The sequence below is a fragment of the Winogradskyella bathintestinalis genome (genome assembly GCF_030407435.1).
GTDB lineage: Bacteria > Bacteroidota > Bacteroidia > Flavobacteriales > Flavobacteriaceae > Winogradskyella > Winogradskyella bathintestinalis.
Genome location: NZ_JASDDK010000001.1, coordinates 784,772 through 804,217, shown reverse-complemented (window position 1 = coordinate 804,217; position 19,446 = coordinate 784,772). Strand labels below are relative to the sequence as shown.

Genomic DNA, 19,446 nt, shown 5'->3' with positions numbered 1-19,446 from the left:
TTGGCCGCTATTTTTTATTTATGTCTAACGTATTTTATTCGCTTTGGTATTAATCTTAAAATTCATTAATTGTTACTTAATGCAATTTTTACTGCTATAATTATAATCACTGAAAAATTCGGTATTAATTTTCAATGTCTTTAACAACAAAAAAGCCATCATTCCCTTTGGCTTGATATAACGGCATAAAAATATAGGCGTCCCAAGAACTTTTGATATCCTTCCCATTGAAAGTAGCGAGAGGCTCACCTTTCTTAATACGTTGAAAATTTTCAAAGCCTGCTAACATTTTAAAATCGTCATTGGCTTCAAGACCGAAACGATGTATAATTTCCAATGTTTTCTGTGGTGGAGTATCATTAATTGTTTTTAATACCGCATTGGGCATTTCTGCTAAGTCTTCAAAATTTAAATTACAGCTTTTTTCTAAGGCGATCCATATAATTCCTTCATGGTATGCTTCACTATCAGAACTGTTATGTTGTCCGGCTTCTACAGTAAAACCCGTCATACCTTGATGGCTTAAATATCCATCGATTGTGCCTTGAACAATATCTGAAAATCCTTTTATAATATGAATAGGAAATTGTTGTGCCCAAGAATTATTTTCGCCTACGTCTTGTACTGAGATATAAGGTAAACTCTCAGAAGAGGTTGTATGGCAATCTATAAAATAACGTTGGGAATGCTCGTGTTCATCAAAACTTTTTAAAAGTTCTATCAGTTCAAACATTTCTCTTTTTTCATTGCTGTCCGTAATTTTATTGTCAATATTATTAGCAGTCCATGTTCTGTTAAGATCTTCATCTAAAAACCGAACATCTTTATCTAAGGCAGATTTGTTGCCCACAACACCAATAAGCGTACCTTTTATTGGAGGTTTTTGAGCATGTAAAATTTCAAATATATTCTCTAGTGCCCTAACACCGCTAGGTTCATTACCATGAACAGCTGCAGTAACAAACAACAAAGGTCCCTTATCATTACTACTGTAAATACCAATTATTCTTTCTTTTTCTGTAAGCCTTTTCATATATTGTTAATTCATGTATTACTATTATATCGTCTTTTTAGAGATTTTCCCTTTTCTAACTATTCCATACAGACAAACCCTTAATCCATTGTAGCTAATACTTTATTAACCATTTTATTATTATAAAGTTTTTTATATTCAATTTTACGCTCAATGGCCTCTATAACAGGTGTGGTAAAACTAGGAAGACCAATACTTTCAAAGTATTCCATACCTCCTGGACTTAAAACATTTATTTCAATTAACTTATCATTTACTATATCCAAACCAACAAAGAAGAGCCCATCGTTAATGAGTTTAGGAGCTGTAACTTCAACAATTTTCTGCATTTCTTTGGTATATTCCGTTTTTTCTACTTTTGCGCCTAAGGCAATGTTACTTCTAAATTCATCCTTGTCTGAATTCACCCGTCTTATAACCGCTTTTTCTCCATTTTCTTCTAGAACTTTACCATTCATTAAAATAATACGCACATCACCTTTAGAAACTTCTGGTAAAAATTCTTGAGCAATTACATAACCTTGGCTACTTATGGTATTAAATATTTGGGTTAAATTTTTCTTGTCTTCATCAATAAGATATACATTTTGACCTCCAGAGCCTTCTAGAGGTTTCAATACCATCTTTTTCCCTACTTCTTCCCAAAATTGTAATAAATCATCAATATCTCTTGTCACTAAACTATCTGGTTTAATGGAAGACGGCAGCTCTTCAAAATAAAGTTTATCGATATAGGCATGAGACATGGCATAGGCGTCGTTAAGCACCAATACACCTTCTTGTTGAATCATACGAGCAAAAGCAATACCACTGTGTTCTGCCCAACGGCGATCATCAGCTTCTTCTGTAGGGTTATTTCGTAAGAACAGCACATCCAAATCTTTACTTGTAATTACTTTCTTTTTAGCGGCATCTTCTTGAATTTGGGCCCAGAATTCGTCGGCATTCTCATACTCCAAATTTGTTTTTACACGTGTACAACGCAAACTCATTGGAGCATTGTGGTGAAAAATAAAATCACCCACTCCCATTATATATAAGGTGTGGCCTCTTTCGTGAGCTTTTTTCATAAGAACCACAGAAGTGCCCACGGCTTCAGTTTTAATATCGCTTATTACAAAACAGATGTTCATAGTTATATCATTTTTGAAAGGGACAAGCCCTTTTTTAATTTATTTATTTTTTTATTAAAATCTTTATGCTCTAAATACCTCGGAGTTATGGTTGGAGGAACCACAAGCCCTCGGTCGGTGAGATCTTGAATTACTTTAACATGTTTTAAAGCAAACTTACCAGATAGCAGCGGTTTTAATTCCCCTCCATGTATTAAATAATCGCGCAAACGCACTAAACCTTTAAGGTATATAATGTCTTTAAGGAATCCTCCACCTTGAAACATCCTCGACGTGATATTAAACGCACGTTCTTTGGTAAAATCATACTGTGAATATAATTTGAAAAATGTTTGGTGAAAATCGGCTCCATCTAATAGTGCTGCACCTGCCACCACGCGACCTGCCAAAATACGCAGTCGATTTCCTGACAGTCCGCCACACAAATATTCGCTTAATACCGCAATACCTTCTTGCAACGCATCGTAATTAGCCAGACCAGATGCCATTTGTGTTAAAGGCTGCTGGGTACCATTATAATATGTTAGCGCATGCGTGCCTATTTCGTGTTGTATAAGGGCTTTAGCATCTTTCTTGTCCATAGTATAATCGGAAGGTAAATACAACTCACCTTTAGAAACCATCATAACATTTACGTCATCGCGAACATGAACTTTACATTTAAAATTCGGATCTTGTTTTTTTAAGAATTCAAACTCTTCATTTGCCAATTTACTAAAGGCTTTAATATCGATGTGTTCGTGCTGTTCTTTCTCATGATCTTCTGCTATGTTTTGAAGTATGAGTTCTGCTTCCGCCAATACATCTTTGTCTAATCCTTTATAAAGACGAATACTACTGTGAAAAAAACTTTTAGATCCACGCTCTTTTAACATGGTGAGCTCATGATCTATTTCCTCACGCTTTTCATCAAACAAATAGGAAATCGCTGGATCATCAATTTCGTCGATTCGCAAATTATATAGTTGTCGTTTTAAAATATCTGGATCAACAGGCAACAATCTATAATGATACCGATCTAATTTTTTAAAATGTGATTCAAAAAATTGGCTTCGTAAGGCCTGAATATTTACAGGTGCCACCAACAATAAAAATTGATAACTGGTTTCAATTTTAGTCAGTTGCCTATCTATCTTAAATACTTCTTCATGAATCGTCCGTTTTCCTAAGGCATTATAATTGGTAAGTGAAGAGGTGGTTTGTACTCTGACAAATTCAAACACAGCTCTTTGAATAGCAATAATAAACTGCGTCTTAAAATCCCTAAAATAAACTGGATAAATAGTTCCATGTTCGTCGCGATAAACGGGAGGCACTTCTAGTCCAATAAGCGTTGCTCCACGTTCTTTAATATCTGAAATATCTAATAATGGTTTTTCACCTAGATGACGATCTTTGGTTTGTTCAATACGCGCCTGTAATTTTAGATTATACTGCCTTGATTTAATTTTAAGCAGTTCATTTTTTAAAACTTGTAAGGAAACCGGAAGTTTGTGTGATGGTCCTTTTATTACAAATTCTTTACTCTTTTGATCGCCCGAAAAAATTTCAACCATTATAAAAGTCCCAAATTTTGCCGCCATTAATTCAGTAAGATCCTGTATAAATTTTTTATAATAATCGAATTCTTCGGTCCCGATAATTAAGTATGAAGCGCCGCCCCGTATTAACCGCTTGGTCGCAGTGTCCTTAGGATTATTTCGATAGATAAGTAAGGAAGGTACATCGTGTTCTAAAAATAAATAACCTCCCGATGGAAGCGTGGTGACGGTTCTTTTCCCCTCTGAGAGCTTTGGAATAAGGTGTTTTACGGTGAATGCTGCATCTTGAGTTGGCACAGTGGTGGACATAGTTTTCTCTTAAATCATTTATAAAAACTTAAGATAAAAAAAAACAATGACTCGCTAGAAAGCTTTTAGGTATGTTTAACAGTCCTTGTCTGTACTTCTTTTTTTTACTAGACCATTTTGAAGTGATTAAACCTAGTTATTTAATAGGCATCAACGGTTTTAAAAACTTACTTAAAACCATTAATGCCTATTTTATATATACAGCAGGACAATCGTCCGTTATATTATTTATTTTATTTATTTCCAAGCATTAATAGCTCATTGCAAACTACTTCTGTGATATAGCGTTTCATACCATCTTTATCTTCCCAAGTCCTAGAGGTCAACTTTCCTTCTATAGCAACTTCTTTGCCTTTAGTTACAAACTTCTCAATAATTTGAGCTGTTTTTCCCCATGCCACAACATTATGCCATTGTGTATCTGTTATTCTTTCACCTTGCGCATTTTTATAACTATCGTTAGTAGCGATAGAAAATTTTGCTAAGGTTTTTCCTGATTCAAAATTGGTGATTTCTGGGTCATTACCTAAGTTACCAATCAACTGTACTTTGTTTTTAAGCGTGTTCATAATTTCTAAATTTTAATGGTTAAACAGTTAATACTATCGAGATTAATTACTGAAACAACTTCAGCATTTGTTCGACACTGCAAAGCTATATGGGCTTTAAAATGGTATTCGGTATTTACTCATTTACATTCGTTTGTAATTAATTGTAAACGCTTAAAACTACTTAGTTACTTTTAATTATGAAATAATTGTTGATTTTAATATCTATTTATTATGTATATTTAGGTGTTGGCAAAAATTAAAAAAAAGGCCGAAAGAAGTTATTGAAGAATTAACATCGGAACTTAATTCTATTGGAGGATTTTCATTTAATAAAAAAAGCACTAATACTTTTAATTTCCGTAAGAGGATTCTGTACCCTTGGTATTATGCGTTCCAAAACATACATTTGAAAAAAATCGTCTACATATCCATTCTTATTTTCATTCTAGGCTGTAAACAAAAATCAACCAAAGAAGTAAGCTATCCTGAGACTAGATATTATCCAACTGACCGTAAATTTATAGTAGAAACCTCTAAGTTTATTGAACTAGATAATACTAGGCTAAATTTCAAACAGATAACCAACGAAATAAGTTCCTTTCAAGAAAAAGTAGATAGAAAAGCAATAATAAGTTTTGAGGATAATGAAATTAAAAAACTAATTATACCATACGTATATGGCATAGGATTAATTAAACAAAAAAATGTATTAAAAATAAAATCAGATTCAATTTTAATAGATAATGGTTATCCGATTAGCGAGCTAAATCGAATTCTAAAAAGACACTATCTTAACAAGGGAAAAATTGCACGATATTCCGCCTCACCTAGAAGAGCGTTGGTGGAAATCACCATTGACACAAATAAAACTGGAAAGGATTTAGAAAAAGTCTTAACAAAACTAACTCAATCATTCGATGAGATAAAAAAGGAAATAAGTGACACAATCCAATTAAGAGTTTTGTTTGATTATCGTCTGTAAATCCCAACACTATCATTACATAAGACGAAGAGCGAAAATCATGAATGATAAAAAACGTATAGTAATACCATGTATGATTAATTGCCCATTATAGTCTATTATTCTATCTGTGATTTATTTACTAAATTAGTCGCTAAATCTCGCCACTAAGCATACACAAAACCGCTAACACAAGTTAAAATGAAAAACTCAATCTTCATTCTATTCATTCTGTTATCACTTAAAGGGTTTAGTCAAGACATAACTGTGGATGGCAACTTTAGATTTGAATTCAAAAAAGCCATTAAAAACTCACGACATTTTGAAGTACATAATTCTGGATACTTCGTTCAAGCAAATAAAAATCAAAAAAAGATTCAGGTTAGATTTAAAATCAAATCTAAATCTAAAAAAAAGGAATATTTTGACCCAAATAAATTCTATCTAGTTTCGGACGAATACAAACAGAGATTAAGACCTGTTGACATGAAACATAATCATGCCATGGGAACTTTTTTAGGATTTAAGAGACTAATTGATGAAAAACCAAAAGATAAAAAGACCTACTGGTATTCTTACAAACCGTCGACTAAAGATTCTTTTGTAGATTACAAAATAGACGGTTATGAAGATGTGGATAATTGCATTAATTTTGGAACAGAACGTAGACCCAAAATTAAATCAATCTATTTTGATTATAAAAAAATAAAATCTAATACAGTTGACATTTATTTCATTGTTCCTAAAAACTTCAAAAGGGGAAAAATATACTTCGGAAATGAATTACTTAAAGAATTTAATGTAAAATAATGCCAACTTGTAACACTGTATATAACTTTTTTCTAGTATTAGCCTACTTAAAATCCCCGAAACGTTAAGACTCAAAGACTTTCTATCTGCAATTTATTTGCTAACTTTAGTGCTTAAACACGCCACTAATCTTAGACAAACGCATAAGCCACCAAGTAAAAATCACGATTCCTAAAGCATGACCTATCTAGACACGACCTATTACTTTGATTTTGAAGATAATTCAGTTCAGAATCTCATATCTGAATTTAAAACTATCGATTTGAATGCTAAGGGAAAAGCTATCGGAATTTACACCAAAGTGCGTGATCATTGGAAATATGACCCTTATAGCATAACCCTGTCGAAAGTAAAATATAAGTCGAGCCATATTGCAAAAAAACAATCTGGCAATTGTGTAGAGAAATCAATACTATTAATTTCTTGTCTTCGTGCTTTGGGCCTACCAGCGCGATTACATTTAGGGAAAGTTAAAAATCACATTGCGGTCGAAAGATTGACGGAAAAGTTTGGCTCAAATGAATTGACTCCACACGGAATGGTTAATGTCTATCTCAATAATAAATGGCTTAAAATGTCACCTGCTTTTAACAAATCGTTGTGTGAGAAATTAAATGTAGAACCATTAGATTTTGACGGGGAAAATAGTTCATTTTTACAACAATTTGATAGCGACGGCAATCGGTTTATGGAATATACAGACGACTATGGATATTTTGATGATGTCCCTCTTGATTTTATGGAAAAGAATATAAAAGAACATTACCCACATATATTTGACACCAATAAACATATAATGGAATATAAGCTGTGAAAACGTCTGTGATTATCGGCATATCTTGTTTTTAGAGCAATATATTATTAACCGCAATCGTACATGGATTCGATATGACCGGAGGATTTTTCAAACCAATTGACAATTACCTAAAGAAATTTAGCAGTAAAACATTTCTAAGCAAAAACTTATATTCGCTAGGAATAAGGTCGAAAGTCAAAATACTCCGCACAGCACCGTGAAAATATATCTATGGTTGTCAACCACTTACAAAGCCCGATATGTTGGAATTCGCACATTTTCTATTCGGTTTTTATTTGCTAAATTACATGCTTAAATTACATTTAAACGCTTGGGCAATAAATAGAGCAAAAATTATGGAAGCCGAGACAACTAGATTATAACAAATGAAAATAACACTTTATATTATACTCGGAATTGTAGTAATTGGCATCGGTTTTTTTGTTTGGTTTTTTGTTTTTTTTCTTCAAGTACCTGAACTAAAGATTCCTGAAAATTCAAGCGAAAAAGAAAAAATAGTTTTGATCGACAATTGGTTAGCAAACCTTAATGCTGAACGGAAATTTAATGGCGGCATATTAATTATAAAAGATGGCATCCCAACTCTTGCAAAAACTTATGGATACACGAATTTCCAAAGAACAGAAAAGTTAAATAATAACGCGTCGTTTCGTCTTGCATCAGTATCAAAACAATTTACAGCCAGCGGAATAATGCTTTTAAATGAGAAAGCACTGATTGATTATGATGACCAGGTTTCAAAATATATCTCAAACTTTCCCTATCAAAATGTTACCATTAGAAATCTATTAAATCATACATCGGGTATACCTGACTCTTATTTATATTTAGCAGAGAACGCGAAGGAAGACATAGGAATTTTAACAAATGAAAAAGCAACGAAACTTATAGTAGAAAATAAACCGAAAGCCCATTTTAATCCTAATGACCAATACCAATATTCAAATACAAACTACATTTTATTAGCTCGGATTATAGAATTAGTTTCGCAACAATCTTTTGAGAATTTTATGAAAGATAACATATTCAATCCGCTAGGAATGAATAACACAAGAGTTTGGAATCTAATTTCAAGAGATAAAACATTCCAAGGTAAAACAGATGATTTTGAAGATTTAGCTGGGGAAACCAGAGAGCTCAAACCAACCTTTGTAGACGGAGTTGCAGGCGATGGCGGTATTTTTAGTAGTATCGACGATTTTGTTATATGGGATAACTTTTGGTACGCTAATAACCTTATTAGCGATAAAAATATGAAAGAAGCTTTTAAGAAACCGACTTTGAATAATGGAGAATTATCGAACTATGGTTTTGGTTGGCTAATTATAAACGAAGATGTTGTGATGCATGATGGAGCTTGGCTAGGAGCAAATACTTATTTCACCAGAAATATTAAAACGAAAACGAGTTTGGTGCTTTTGGATAATTCCTCAAATTTGTTTTTCGACCAAATTATTGAAAATATAAAATAACTTATTGCCAACACTGTATATAGTTTATTAGTAAATAAAGCCTATTTACCAACTGAATCGTTGGAACTCGCGGATTTCCGATTCAATTTCTAATGGCAAAATTAGGTGCTTTAATCCACTGAATATATAAACACGCTTTAGGCAATAAAAACAAACACTAAAAAAAGTGAATTTTACTACTATAATTCTCAATATATTATTACTGAGTGTTTCATTAAACGCATGTCTTTTAAACAAAAAGAATAAAGATTGTCTCGATATAAAATTAAAAAACGTGCTATATTCTAAACAGCCTATAGATACTATAAAACAAAAAAATGACAATTTTTATGTATTAATAAGAGGCTCTCAAAACTATGACATCATTATAACAACTATAGAGAAAGAAGATTATGAAGAAGCTAAACAACTTAAACCGGCTAAATTATTAAACAGCGCTGTAATTCCTACTCAAGTAAATATAACAGAAAACTGTTATACGGTTACCACAAGTATTGAGACTGTAAGAAATTGCCTAGAAGATGATGAACAACTTATTAGTATATCTTATCTTGGATTCATAGAAAAATTAAATAGTTGTGTTCTTTATGAAAATTGGTTTGAATCAACTATTTCAAATCTGTTAATAAACTTAGACGATGGATCAACATCTTACATATCTGGCTACGAGCTTATTTTTTCCCCCAATTTAAAATTCATATATAGTTATGCTAATGATGGTATTGACTTCGATGGTATTTCTTTACATCAAATGATTGACAAAAAAGCACACCCAATTCTTGTTACAGATTACGATATGGAAGAAAAATATAAATTTAATTTTAGTTCTTTCGGTAAAGCCTATTGGGTTTCAGACACTAGCTTCTATGCTAGTAATGGTGATGCGTATTATAAATTTGAGATACAAGATAAACGAATTACTTATAGGAATGAGTTTCAAGAAAACAGTATACATTCTGAAAATAGTAAGTTTACAATAAAAATAGACAAACTAAAAGATGGTACTTTAAGATATATGTCTTGGAATAAACCAAATACTACTAGCGATAGACCAAGTTTGGTTTTATATAATGGGGCTATTGAACAACAAAACAAATATGGTTTGGGTTATGATTATCGATTTGAAAATGGAGAGTATCTTTATTTAATAGAAAATAATATTAGCACAACAAGTTCAAAACGTGTGATACTTAAACTTTATATAGATAATGAAGAGAAACTTAATAGCACCATGAAAGATTTAACGATATTGAAATAAAAGACATAAATACACAAGATGTAAAAATCAAATGTCTTTTTAGTAATTTCTACGAACCCACTTTTATATTCTTTGTTGCAATCTTGTTTTAATTATAAAAGTTTGTTTTAATTAAGTATTACAGACTACTATTAACGTGTTTGGCTGTTTCTACGCTGTCGTATTACAGAATTTTAGTGCTTATTTCATAACTAAACAGTTCTTTTGAACTATTTTAAAATCAAACTAAAATTTTGTTATGTTAAATATTATTTAGATATTTAACTAAATACTTAAACCAAATGAACTCTTTATTTAAAGCGCTTAACGATGCAACGCGCAGACAAATTGTCGAATTACTAAAAGATAAAGATATGAATGCTGGCGAAATTGCAGAACAATTCAATATATCTAAGCCAAGCATTTCGCACCATCTCGATCTTTTAAAAAGAGCTGATTTAATAACTAGTGAAAAAAAAGGACAATTTGTAGAATATTCTTTAAACACTAGCATCCTAGAAGATTTAATAAACTGGATACTCACCTTAAAAAATTAAATTATGAACCTAAAAAAGGAACTGCCGCTAATTGCAATCGTACTATTACCTTTTATCTATTTGGCATATATCTGGGATCAGTTGCCCGATAAAGTTCCGATGCATTGGAATATGGAAGGAGAAATAGACCGATATGGAGAAAAAGTGGAATTAATAATTATTCCAATTATACTACCACTTCTGGTATATCTTATTTTTTTAGTGGTCCCTAAAATTGATCCAAAAAACAAATTGCATAAAATGGGCGACAAACTTCAAACTATAAAATTTTTATTGACCACATTTATGTCAATATTGGCTATGTTTATTATTTATACAGCCGAAAATGAATCTTTTACCAATCCGAATTATTTGGTAATGTTCATCGGAATTTTATACATAATCCTTGGAAATTACTTTAAAACAATAAAAACAAACTATTTTATAGGAATCAAAACCCCTTGGACTTTGGAGAGTGAAACCGTCTGGAAAAAGACGCACATATTAGGCGGAAAACTGTGGTTTGCAGGAGGCATCATTGTTGTGATTTCAAGTTTAATTTTAGAGCAACAAATGAATTTCACACTATTTCTAATTATTACAGGGATAATCACAATAATACCAATAGTTTATTCATATTTCATATTTAAAAATGAAAGAAAAACGATATAAAATAAACAGTTTAATCCATAAACAGTTTAATCCATGGTTTGCCGCTAATACTTACAAAAATCTTGCACTTTTAATATCTTTGATTAGTAGTGGAAATCTGATTGAATTATTACATCACGAAACCATACATTATCCTTAATTTTTAAACTCAAATAACATGGAAAACGAACATAACAATAACAAGAAATACGGGAAATTCTTTGCGATGATTATCACCTCGATGTTAGCAATGTTTCTATTAATGTACACTCATTCTTATCAAATAGTCGACCACTTTTGGTTTAGTGAAACCCGTTTGTTTATGACGATTATTATGGGTGGATCAATGATAATTATTATGCTTCTCTATATGCACAATATGTACAAAAACACCAAGGCCAATATTGCCATATTAGGATTGGGAGCTATAATGATTGTCGGCGGCATTTGGTTGGTAAGAAGCCAAATGACAGTAACCGATACCGATTATATGGAAGGGATGATCCCCCATCATTCTATCGCGGTATTAACTAGCGAAAGAGCAATGATAAAAGATGTAAGAGTTCGAAAATTAGCGGATGACATTATTAAAGCGCAACGCAAAGAAATTATGGAAATGGCATGGTTGATAAAAGATATTAAAGAAAACGGTATTGTGGAAAATGAATCTGATAAAGAAACGAGACAAATTCCAAATTTTAAAGGTCATTTAGATAAAGAAACGACAAATATTAAATAATAATTATTTGATTAGTTATAATATAAATCAATAAATTATTTCAGATTTTAATTAGCGATTTTTTGTTTAATCACATCTTTCAGCGGAAGTAATTTTAATTCTCGAATGCACAATAACTCTTCTATTTTTCTTCCAAAAAACCCAAAACACAGCTCAAGTAATCTGATTAAATTTTAAATTACGAGATAACATTAAACCTTTTATTTTTTAAAATGCTAGAGACAAAACGACTGAGATTAAAACGATTGCACCCTAATTACATCAATGAATTAGAAAAATTGTTCTGCAGCAATAAACTCGTAATGCAAACCGTATTAAAAGGGCGTACTTTCACACAAAAAGAATTTAAGGAGTTATTAAAAACCGACTTTATAGACGCTGACAATCGTAACATTGGCTTTTGGTGTTTAACCACTAAAAATGATGATAAGGTTATTGGAATTTCAGGATTATTGAAATGCAATTACCTTGAAAAAGACAGTTATGAATTTGGATTTATACTCAATGAAAATTATTGGGGCAAGGGATTAGCAACAGAAATCGGAAATTTTTGGTTCGAATATGCTAAAAACGAAATGAATTTAACCGAATTAATCGCTACAGTAAGCCCTGAAAATATAGCCTCTAAAAAAGTTTTAGAAAAACTAAATATGAAATACGTCACTAAGTTCACGTCTATAGAAAGAGGCGATCGGTTGGTCTTAAAAAAAGACTTCTAAAAAGCGAACAAATTATTGTATAAATTTAATTGCTTTTACAAATTCTATTATTAGAATCCATTAAGATTTTTTTATTTGCTAGCTTAATAGTTGAATCATGTAATTAAAACAAGCTTCAAAAATATTACCATTTTATAAAACAGAACTAAAACATTAATCTTATGAGTAATTTAAAAATTATTAAATCGGAAATTGAAAAATACGCGAGTGCGTCAAATTTATCTGAATTGCAAATCGTTGACAAATTAGAAAAACATTTCTTCAACAAAAAGTTAAATGAGAATTTAAAACTATATAAAGAAGGTAAGAAAAAAGTGCAAGATATAACCAAAGATCTCAAAATTTCCCCACGGAAATTCTATGCTATTTTAGAACAGAAGAAAATAGAGCATAAGAAATATAACAAGAGCTGAGTTGAAATCTGAGACACTTCATTTTACAAGTTTGCAAACGCACACATTCTGTTCAATAAAAAATACCGCAATTGCTCAACCATTATTGAAGCATTTCACTTAATAGTAATGGCTAAAAAAACCAAACGCAGATAGCCAATACTACAAGTTTATACGAATTTTAGTTATCTTGTAAAAACTAAAACTTAAAACCATGCGCAAAAAGTGTCCGGAATGTGGTGATGTTATTATTGGCAGAATCGATAAAAAATATTGTAGTGATGGTTGTAGAAATGCGCAAAATAATCGTCTAAATAAAGATTCTAAAAATTTGGTGCGAAATACCAATAACCGCTTAAGAAAAAATTACAGAATATTAGAGGCATTGAACCCTAATAAAAAGATGAAATGTTCTAGAGCTAAACTCATAGAACGAGGATTCGATTTTAATTATTTTACAAGCATATATACTACAAAAGCAGGCACAGTGTACTATTTTGTTTACGACCAAGGCTATTTACCCTTAGAAGGTGAATATTATGCGTTGGTGAAGCGTAACGATTAAGATCCACCTTTGGTGGTACTGTTCCAGTTTTCACCTTTAAGTTCCAACGCAGCGATTAAAATATCCTTTTGGCTAATTTGTCCGACCAGTTTACCATTTTCTACAATAGGAAATCGTCGTCGTTTCGATTGCAAAAATTTATTGGCCGCATCAAAAACATCGAGATTACCGTCAATAGTCTCAACATTTGTCGCCATACGTTTTTCTACATTATCATGGTCTAGTGGCATATTGTAATAACGACTTTCGCTTAACTGTTTAAGACAATCTCCTTCAGAAATAATACCCACCAATTCTTGCTTATGATTAACAACAGGGCCACCAGATATTTTATGTCTTATTAAAGCCTCCACAACTTCTTGCACGGATTGGTCTGGCCTAAATGTAATAAGATTAGTCGTCATATAATCTCTCACTTTGAGTTGTGAAGATCCTGCAGTATTTTGCTGCCTTCGCGATCCTTGAAAACTTTTTATGGCCATAACAATTGTCTTTTATATTAGTTAGTGTGAATATTAAAGTTACTGAATTTTAATGATTTAAAAAAATTGAAATTTAAAAGGATTAATAAATCGTATTTTTGATGTAAAATTCTCTCACTTTATTTTGAAAACACAAATTAGCGTTATTGGTTGTGGTTGGTTGGGCTTACCTTTAGCTAAAACTTTAGTTCACAAAGGATATACCGTTCATGGCTCTACAACCTCAAAAGAAAAATTTAAGACCTTAAGTAATTTTAAAATTAATCCATTTTTAATTGTTTTAAATGTCTTAGATCTCACCGGGAATACGACTGAGTTTCTTGCAGGAAGTGAAACCGTAATTATTAATATTCCCCCGGGTTTACGAAAGAATCCAACTAAAGATCATGTCGCAGAAATAAGACATTTAATGCATGCTATTGAAGTATCTGCGGTGAAACATGTGCTGTACATAAGTTCTACTTCAGTTTTTAAAAACACAACTGATTTTCCTATAATTACTGCAGAGACAGAGCCAAATGCTACATCAGATACGAGTAAACAACTCATTGCGATTGAGAAAATGCTGCAAGCCAATCCTAATTTTAAAACCACCATTTTGCGTTTTGGAGGACTAATAAATGAAGAACGTCATCCTGCAAAATTTTTATCAGGCAGAACTCAAGTTTCAAATCCAGAGGCTCCAATAAATTTAATACATAAAACAGATTGTATACAAATTATTTTAAGCCTTATAGAACAATCCATTTGGGGCGTAACCTTAAATGCTGCTTTTCCATTACATTCTACCAAAAAAAACTATTATTCAAACTATTGTAAACAACATAATTTAGCCGTTCCCAATTTTAATTCTTCTGAAGAAAGTAAAGGAAAAATTATCGATAGTTCTACATTGGTACAACTTTTGAATTACACCTTTTCAATGGAATTGTAGAAATTATCAGTTTTTTAAGACCATTTCTTATTAATTTTTATAGTTTTAGCGCAATAATTTAAAAACAAACTAAGAACAAACAAATGAAGACTATTACCATTGCTATACTTATGCTATTTTCAGTAAGTATGTTTGCACAGACAAATACAGAATTGAAAAATCATTATGAGGCTTTTTATAAGCAAATGAAAAAACAAGGTGACGTACAGGGTATTATTAATGCCATGACGCATCTCGAAGTTTTAGAGCCTTCTATAGCCCGCAAAGATACATTAGCCTATATTTATCTTTCTGATGGCCAGCACATGCAAGCGTTGAATACTATTGGCGTAGAAAAGAATTCAACTGATTCTGATATGAATGTTGAAGTGAAAGCTCTAGCTCTAAAAAACCTCAATCAGCCAAAAATGGCTTTGGAGCATTTCGAAGTACTTTATAAACGTGATCCTAATGTCTATTTGGCCTACGAAATGGCTGATATGAAAATTCAAACTAATGATCTAGCAGGAGCAAAAGTGAATATAGATTACGCACTAGCCAATGTAAAGGATGACATGAAACGTGCGTTTTATGAAAGACAACAACCTTATGAAACTTCCTTGAAGGCTGCTTTAATCTATCTTAAAGGCATTTTGACTTTTACAGAAAATAAAGCTACTAATTTAGATGCGGCATTAGCCTTAATGAACGATGCATTAGATATCGATCCTAATTTTAATCTAGCAAAGGTAAGTCGTGAAGCTTTAGAGGCTCAAAAAGCACAACGCGCTCAAAAAGCAGCTGCTGAGAAGAAAAATTAATATATTACGTTTTATTATATAAAAAAATGCAGCATAAATAGCTGCATTTTTTATTTAAAAACGATATTCCTAAAGCTAGTGTTTATTCAGGTTGAATTTTATCGTACATATCGCGTTCCAACTTTTTATTTATTTGGTAATTTAGATTAGAAAACGCCACAAACATCTCCTTTATACTTACTAATTGAGCAGTTCTTTCAATATTATCTAACGTTAAATTCTCATTCAATTTTAACAGCGTTGTTTCTACAATAGCATTTCGAGATACTACAGGATTGGTTTTTAAACCCTCTGGCAATTGTGACTTAAACTCTTCAATAAATTTTTTTAATTGTTCTTTATCGCCATTAAAAAACGAAAAATCACCACGTTTTAAATAACTAATTTGTGTGGCTAATTCCTGATGTTTTTCCCAAGTAACGACTGCATTTTCTCCTTCAGGGCTTAATGCATAGTCATTGTATTCTATATTTTCGATGGTTTTAGCCGAAATACGCGCACTTTGTTCTGTAGCATCTTTAGTTTCCGTTTCAACCGTATTGTTTTTTTCTTCACCGCAGCTCATAAAAATAACACAACACACACCTAAAAGAACAGAAGTAATTTTCATTATTGACTAAATTTGAATGGTAAATATACTTAAACTATCCTTTTTATATATTCAGTACTTTCACTTTTAATGAGACGATGAAAATTTCATAATAAAACAGACTTATTTTTAAATAATTTAATGAATCAATGCATTAATTCTTACTATTTTTGACGATAATTTAATCTGAACGCATGTCTTCAAAAATTTTAATCATTGGTGCCTGTGGGCAAATAGGTACAGAATTGACCCTCAAATTACGTGAAATCCATGGTGTTGATAACGTTATTGCTAGCGATATTAATACTCGAAAACTAGATTTAGTTAACGCTGGACCATTTGTAATTTTGGATGCTAAAAACTTTAATGCAATTAAAGATTGCTGTATCAATCATAATGTTGATACCGTTTATCTTATGGCTGCCTTACTCAGTGCAACCGGAGAGAAATATCCGATGGAAGCTTGGGATTTAAATATGAACTCATTATTTCATGTGCTGAATTTAGCTAAAGTAGGGCAGATTAAAAAAGTTTTCTGGCCAAGCAGTATCGCTGTTTTCGGACCGACCACTCCTAGAGAAAACACACCTCAGCATACCATTTGTGAGCCTACCACTGTTTACGGTATTACTAAACAAGTTGGGGAAAGATGGTGTGAATATTACCATGACAAATATGGGGTAGATGTAAGAAGTTTACGTTATCCTGGTATTATTAGTCATAAGGCGATGCCTGGAGGTGGTACAACGGATTATGCTGTAGAAATTTATCATGAGGCTATAAAAGAAAAGAAATATGAAAGTTTCTTATCTGAAAACACCAAATTACCAATGATGTTTATGGATGATGCTATTGCAGCCACTACAGAACTCATGGCGGCACCGCCTGAGAATATAACAATAAGGTCTTCTTATAATTTATCTGCAATTAGTTTTACACCACAGGATGTTGCCAATAGCATTAAAGCAGAAATACCAGAATTTACCATGACTTATAATCCCGATTTTAGACAAGCCATTGCAGATAGTTGGCCATCGTCTATTGATGATGCTGTGGCCAGAAAAGATTGGAATTGGGACCATCAGTTTAATTTAAGCCGCATGACCGAGGTGATGCTAAAAAATTTACACGTTAAGTATAATTCTTAAATTAAGTGCTTTTCTATATTTTTATGGCTTATCAAAATTGAACTATTTATCTGTCCTTATAGTAAAAGGACTAACAATTATAGCAATAACAACAAGTTATTATACCGTTTTACAATAGATTGAGTCCGAACCGTAAAACAAAACATAAATGGAAAGCCTAAAAGACTTATTTGAAAAAGAATTTAAAAACTTATATGCTTTAGAAAAGCAAATTCAAGACACCTTAGAGACCCTAAAATCTCCGAGACCAAAAGAGTTGAAAGCTAACGTTGAAGAATTTAAAAAGAATAACACTTCAGATTTCAACACTGTACAAAGCATTGCACAGAATCTTTCCATAAACCCTGGGAATACTGTAGATAGCGTTGCTCAAGAAATGTTGACTAATATTTCTGAAATAGCCGATATGGAAGATATTCCTAATAGAGTTAGGAATGCAGGTCTAGTGGCTTCGCTATACCGCTTAGTAAGCTATAAAACGGTAAATTATTACAGTGTGAGGCAAATGGCCAAAGCATTGAACATGAAACATGAAGCACGACTACTTCGCCCAATCAAAGTTAAGAATGCCAATATTGAATATAACTTAAAGGTTTTAGCTCGAAAAAAAGTATTTAAAAAAGCGGCTAAATAATTCTTGAAATATTAATTAAATTTTCATTTGAGTATTTGAGCTTTGTTCTATTATTCCAGTTTTAAAAACTAGGTTCCGCCAAAATTCGCCTGAAGTTTGAATGAGTCTTGACCTGGTTTTAGATCACATTTTGAAATTCCAATTGGCTAATTCATAAAATATAAAAATATCTATGCCTAATATATAAAGCTAATGATACGATAATCATTAGCTTTATTCTTTTCTGCCAGTTGGTGTAAGTTCACTAAATACTATATTCGCTTATTAGTCATTTATACAGTCGCTTCCAAAACGTAAACGGTCAACACCTAGTCTTAATTCAATTTTCTTCTCAACTGGCGCTAAGTTAATATTAACCACATTCCAAGTATCGTTAAAGTCTGGCAAACCAACTACATTAACTAATAACGTAATATCTCCTCCGTTCTCAACGGCTTCCCAAGTCCCATCAAATATGCTGGTATCCGCAACAACTACAATAGTGCCATCTGCATTGAATGAAAACATATAACCAATATAATTGTTTTCTAGACTATTATTATTTCGTCTTAATTTACTGATTCTCCATTCTTCACATTGCGCAAAAGCATCTTCTAATTCATTAGTAGAACATGTCTCACAATCTTCATCGTCGTCATCATCAAAATCATTATCATCATCTTCATCGCATGTATTATCCGCTGTTACGATAGCATTTTCTAACTCCGCTATGGTATTTATAAGTTGCGTTGTATTATCAGTAAAACTTACTGAAAATGGAAAATTAATTGTAACGGCAGCATACGCTTCTATGTCTTCAATAAAATTATACAATTGGTTATCATTGTAAATTGTAATTGTATCTATGGCATCATTATCTTCGTCAAAAACAGAAATAACAATAGGATATTGAAAATCAACACATTCTATATCTTCGTCATTATCACTGTTAAATGTTAGAGCTTCAAGTTCGGCATCAGAATTCACTTGAACAATAGAATAATCAGTAAGAATCACTGAAGCTGGGTAGGAAATCACTACAGAATCCGTATCGTTATTATCCTCATCAATGATATCTTCTATATCTAAATAATCTTCTTCATCGATGATTTCTAATTCTACATTGTTTACAGTGACGGTCACCGGAAGCTGAACGGTTAGATTACTCGCGCCATCTATTATATTATCTGCAGAGCCGTCATTAGTTGCAACCCTTGCCATTAAGTTGGCGATGGTAGAATTTGGTGCAATATTTGTTTCTGCCGGAGGGTCGATACTTAAATCGTCTTCGGTCCGACAAGAAAACAGTAGTATCATTAGTATAATGCCTATTAAGATATGGGATATGTTCAGTTTATTGTACATCATATATTTTTTTTAAAAGCATTCCGTATTGCACATTCAACATGCAATA

The 19,446-nt window shown here is 32.0% G+C and carries 23 protein-coding genes; 16 read left to right on the top strand and 7 right to left on the bottom strand.

The window, feature by feature from the left end; genetic code table 11:
* Positions 1-124: 124 nt before the first annotated feature.
* From QMA06_RS03325 to QMA06_RS03310, 4 genes are all read right to left on the bottom strand, one after another.
* Positions 125-1,033 (bottom strand): M14 family metallopeptidase, encoded by a 909-nt coding sequence (locus QMA06_RS03325; RefSeq protein ID WP_290205430.1) that lies wholly within the window; start codon positions 1,031-1,033, stop codon positions 125-127.
* An 80-nt stretch (positions 1,034-1,113) separates the two neighbouring features.
* Positions 1,114-2,166: an ATP-grasp domain-containing protein gene (locus tag QMA06_RS03320; protein WP_290205429.1), complete on the bottom strand. Its 1,053-nt coding sequence runs from the start codon at positions 2,164-2,166 to the stop codon at positions 1,114-1,116.
* A gap of 2 nt (positions 2,167-2,168) precedes the next feature.
* Positions 2,169-4,016, bottom strand: coding sequence for a flavohemoglobin expression-modulating QEGLA motif protein (locus QMA06_RS03315; RefSeq protein WP_290205428.1), 1,848 nt, complete (start codon positions 4,014-4,016; stop codon positions 2,169-2,171).
* 233 nt (positions 4,017-4,249) lie between these two features.
* Entirely contained in the window at positions 4,250-4,585 is a 336-nt protein-coding gene (locus tag QMA06_RS03310) for a single-stranded DNA-binding protein (protein WP_290205427.1), read from the bottom strand.
* Positions 4,586-4,973: 388 nt separating this feature from the next.
* On the opposite strand from QMA06_RS03310, the gene QMA06_RS03305 reads away from it, so the two are divergent.
* The 12 genes from QMA06_RS03305 to QMA06_RS03250 all read left to right on the top strand — a co-directional run bounded on the left by QMA06_RS03305 (position 4,974) and on the right by QMA06_RS03250 (position 13,466).
* Positions 4,974-5,549: a hypothetical protein gene (locus QMA06_RS03305; RefSeq protein ID WP_290205426.1), complete on the top strand. Its 576-nt coding sequence runs from the start codon at positions 4,974-4,976 to the stop codon at positions 5,547-5,549.
* 180 nt (positions 5,550-5,729) lie between these two features.
* Complete coding sequence (locus QMA06_RS03300) at positions 5,730-6,338, top strand: hypothetical protein (RefSeq protein WP_290205425.1); 609 nt, start codon at positions 5,730-5,732, stop codon at positions 6,336-6,338.
* Positions 6,339-6,516: 178 nt separating this feature from the next.
* Positions 6,517-7,152 carry a transglutaminase-like domain-containing protein gene (locus tag QMA06_RS03295; RefSeq protein ID WP_290205424.1) on the top strand — a complete coding sequence of 212 codons (636 nt, stop codon included), beginning with the start codon at positions 6,517-6,519 and terminating at the stop codon, positions 7,150-7,152.
* Positions 7,153-7,520: 368 nt separating this feature from the next.
* Positions 7,521-8,627: a serine hydrolase domain-containing protein gene (locus QMA06_RS03290; protein ID WP_290205423.1), complete on the top strand. Its 1,107-nt coding sequence runs from the start codon at positions 7,521-7,523 to the stop codon at positions 8,625-8,627.
* A 274-nt stretch (positions 8,628-8,901) separates the two neighbouring features.
* Positions 8,902-9,885 carry a hypothetical protein gene (locus QMA06_RS03285; RefSeq protein WP_290205422.1) on the top strand — a complete coding sequence of 328 codons (984 nt, stop codon included), beginning with the start codon at positions 8,902-8,904 and terminating at the stop codon, positions 9,883-9,885.
* A gap of 245 nt (positions 9,886-10,130) precedes the next feature.
* Positions 10,131-10,421 carry an autorepressor SdpR family transcription factor gene (locus QMA06_RS03280; protein ID WP_290205761.1) on the top strand — a complete coding sequence of 97 codons (291 nt, stop codon included), beginning with the start codon at positions 10,131-10,133 and terminating at the stop codon, positions 10,419-10,421.
* Positions 10,422-10,424: 3 nt separating this feature from the next.
* Positions 10,425-11,072: an SdpI family protein gene (locus QMA06_RS03275; protein ID WP_290205421.1), complete on the top strand. Its 648-nt coding sequence runs from the start codon at positions 10,425-10,427 to the stop codon at positions 11,070-11,072.
* Positions 11,053-11,211, top strand: a complete 159-nt coding sequence (locus tag QMA06_RS03270) for a hypothetical protein (RefSeq protein ID WP_290205420.1) — start codon at positions 11,053-11,055, stop codon at positions 11,209-11,211. Before QMA06_RS03275 ends, QMA06_RS03270 begins: the two co-directional genes overlap by 20 nt.
* 18 nt (positions 11,212-11,229) lie before the next feature.
* Positions 11,230-11,790 carry a DUF305 domain-containing protein gene (locus QMA06_RS03265; protein ID WP_290205419.1) on the top strand — a complete coding sequence of 187 codons (561 nt, stop codon included), beginning with the start codon at positions 11,230-11,232 and terminating at the stop codon, positions 11,788-11,790.
* Between the two features lie 212 nt (positions 11,791-12,002).
* Positions 12,003-12,509 carry a GNAT family N-acetyltransferase gene (locus QMA06_RS03260; RefSeq protein WP_290205418.1) on the top strand — a complete coding sequence of 169 codons (507 nt, stop codon included), beginning with the start codon at positions 12,003-12,005 and terminating at the stop codon, positions 12,507-12,509.
* A 161-nt stretch (positions 12,510-12,670) separates the two neighbouring features.
* Positions 12,671-12,922 (top strand): hypothetical protein, encoded by a 252-nt coding sequence (locus QMA06_RS03255; RefSeq protein WP_290205417.1) that lies wholly within the window; start codon positions 12,671-12,673, stop codon positions 12,920-12,922.
* A 193-nt stretch (positions 12,923-13,115) separates the two neighbouring features.
* Positions 13,116-13,466 (top strand): hypothetical protein, encoded by a 351-nt coding sequence (locus QMA06_RS03250; protein WP_290205416.1) that lies wholly within the window; start codon positions 13,116-13,118, stop codon positions 13,464-13,466.
* Here the strand turns inward: QMA06_RS03250 and QMA06_RS03245 are convergent.
* Positions 13,463-13,948: a CBS domain-containing protein gene (locus tag QMA06_RS03245; protein ID WP_290205415.1), complete on the bottom strand. Its 486-nt coding sequence runs from the start codon at positions 13,946-13,948 to the stop codon at positions 13,463-13,465. The genes QMA06_RS03250 and QMA06_RS03245 overlap by 4 nt on opposite strands.
* Before the next feature lie 124 nt (positions 13,949-14,072).
* Here QMA06_RS03245 and QMA06_RS03240 point away from each other — a divergent pair, with 124 nt between their 5' ends.
* Both QMA06_RS03240 and QMA06_RS03235 read left to right on the top strand, forming a co-directional pair.
* A complete protein-coding gene (locus QMA06_RS03240; RefSeq protein ID WP_290205414.1) occupies positions 14,073-14,882 on the top strand; it encodes an NAD(P)H-binding protein in 810 nt (269 codons plus the stop codon).
* Positions 14,883-14,965: 83 nt separating this feature from the next.
* Positions 14,966-15,682 carry a hypothetical protein gene (locus tag QMA06_RS03235; RefSeq protein ID WP_290205413.1) on the top strand — a complete coding sequence of 239 codons (717 nt, stop codon included), beginning with the start codon at positions 14,966-14,968 and terminating at the stop codon, positions 15,680-15,682.
* A gap of 82 nt (positions 15,683-15,764) precedes the next feature.
* Here the strand turns inward: QMA06_RS03235 and QMA06_RS03230 are convergent, their stop codons facing one another.
* Entirely contained in the window at positions 15,765-16,292 is a 528-nt protein-coding gene (locus tag QMA06_RS03230) for a hypothetical protein (protein ID WP_290205412.1), read from the bottom strand.
* Between the two features lie 173 nt (positions 16,293-16,465).
* On the opposite strand from QMA06_RS03230, the gene QMA06_RS03225 reads away from it, so the two are divergent.
* Together QMA06_RS03225 and QMA06_RS03220 are read left to right on the top strand one after the other, a co-directional pair.
* A complete protein-coding gene (locus tag QMA06_RS03225; protein ID WP_290205411.1) occupies positions 16,466-17,419 on the top strand; it encodes an NAD-dependent epimerase/dehydratase family protein in 954 nt (317 codons plus the stop codon).
* Positions 17,420-17,567: 148 nt separating this feature from the next.
* Positions 17,568-18,053, top strand: coding sequence for a DUF892 family protein (locus tag QMA06_RS03220; protein ID WP_290205410.1), 486 nt, complete (start codon positions 17,568-17,570; stop codon positions 18,051-18,053).
* Positions 18,054-18,317: 264 nt separating this feature from the next.
* Here the strand turns inward: QMA06_RS03220 and QMA06_RS03215 are convergent, their stop codons facing one another.
* Entirely contained in the window at positions 18,318-19,400 is a 1,083-nt protein-coding gene (locus tag QMA06_RS03215; protein ID WP_290205409.1) for a hypothetical protein, read from the bottom strand.
* Positions 19,401-19,446: the final 46 nt, after the last annotated feature.

Bases quoted from the DNA above. Each gene is read 5' to 3' on its own strand.
- QMA06_RS03325 (WP_290205430.1), bottom strand. From the start codon at position 1,033: ATGAAAAGGCTTACAGAAAAAGAAAGAATAATTGGTATTTACAGTAGT.
- QMA06_RS03320 (WP_290205429.1), bottom strand. From the start codon at position 2,166: ATGAACATCTGTTTTGTAATAAGCGATATTAAAACTGAAGCCGTGGGC.
- QMA06_RS03315 (WP_290205428.1), bottom strand. From the start codon at position 4,016: ATGTCCACCACTGTGCCAACTCAAGATGCAGCATTCACCGTAAAACAC.
- QMA06_RS03310 (WP_290205427.1), bottom strand. From the start codon at position 4,585: ATGAACACGCTTAAAAACAAAGTACAGTTGATTGGTAACTTAGGTAAT.
- QMA06_RS03300 (WP_290205425.1), top strand. From the start codon at position 5,730: ATGAAAAACTCAATCTTCATTCTATTCATTCTGTTATCACTTAAAGGG.
- QMA06_RS03295 (WP_290205424.1), top strand. From the start codon at position 6,517: ATGACCTATCTAGACACGACCTATTACTTTGATTTTGAAGATAATTCA.
- QMA06_RS03290 (WP_290205423.1), top strand. From the start codon at position 7,521: ATGAAAATAACACTTTATATTATACTCGGAATTGTAGTAATTGGCATC.
- QMA06_RS03275 (WP_290205421.1), top strand. From the start codon at position 10,425: ATGAACCTAAAAAAGGAACTGCCGCTAATTGCAATCGTACTATTACCT.
- QMA06_RS03270 (WP_290205420.1), top strand. From the start codon at position 11,053: ATGAAAGAAAAACGATATAAAATAAACAGTTTAATCCATAAACAGTTT.
- QMA06_RS03265 (WP_290205419.1), top strand. From the start codon at position 11,230: ATGGAAAACGAACATAACAATAACAAGAAATACGGGAAATTCTTTGCG.
- QMA06_RS03260 (WP_290205418.1), top strand. From the start codon at position 12,003: ATGCTAGAGACAAAACGACTGAGATTAAAACGATTGCACCCTAATTAC.
- QMA06_RS03255 (WP_290205417.1), top strand. From the start codon at position 12,671: ATGAGTAATTTAAAAATTATTAAATCGGAAATTGAAAAATACGCGAGT.
- QMA06_RS03250 (WP_290205416.1), top strand. From the start codon at position 13,116: ATGCGCAAAAAGTGTCCGGAATGTGGTGATGTTATTATTGGCAGAATC.
- QMA06_RS03245 (WP_290205415.1), bottom strand. From the start codon at position 13,948: ATGGCCATAAAAAGTTTTCAAGGATCGCGAAGGCAGCAAAATACTGCA.
- QMA06_RS03235 (WP_290205413.1), top strand. From the start codon at position 14,966: ATGAAGACTATTACCATTGCTATACTTATGCTATTTTCAGTAAGTATG.
- QMA06_RS03230 (WP_290205412.1), bottom strand. From the start codon at position 16,292: ATGAAAATTACTTCTGTTCTTTTAGGTGTGTGTTGTGTTATTTTTATG.
- QMA06_RS03225 (WP_290205411.1), top strand. From the start codon at position 16,466: ATGTCTTCAAAAATTTTAATCATTGGTGCCTGTGGGCAAATAGGTACA.
- QMA06_RS03220 (WP_290205410.1), top strand. From the start codon at position 17,568: ATGGAAAGCCTAAAAGACTTATTTGAAAAAGAATTTAAAAACTTATAT.
- QMA06_RS03215 (WP_290205409.1), bottom strand. From the start codon at position 19,400: ATGATGTACAATAAACTGAACATATCCCATATCTTAATAGGCATTATA.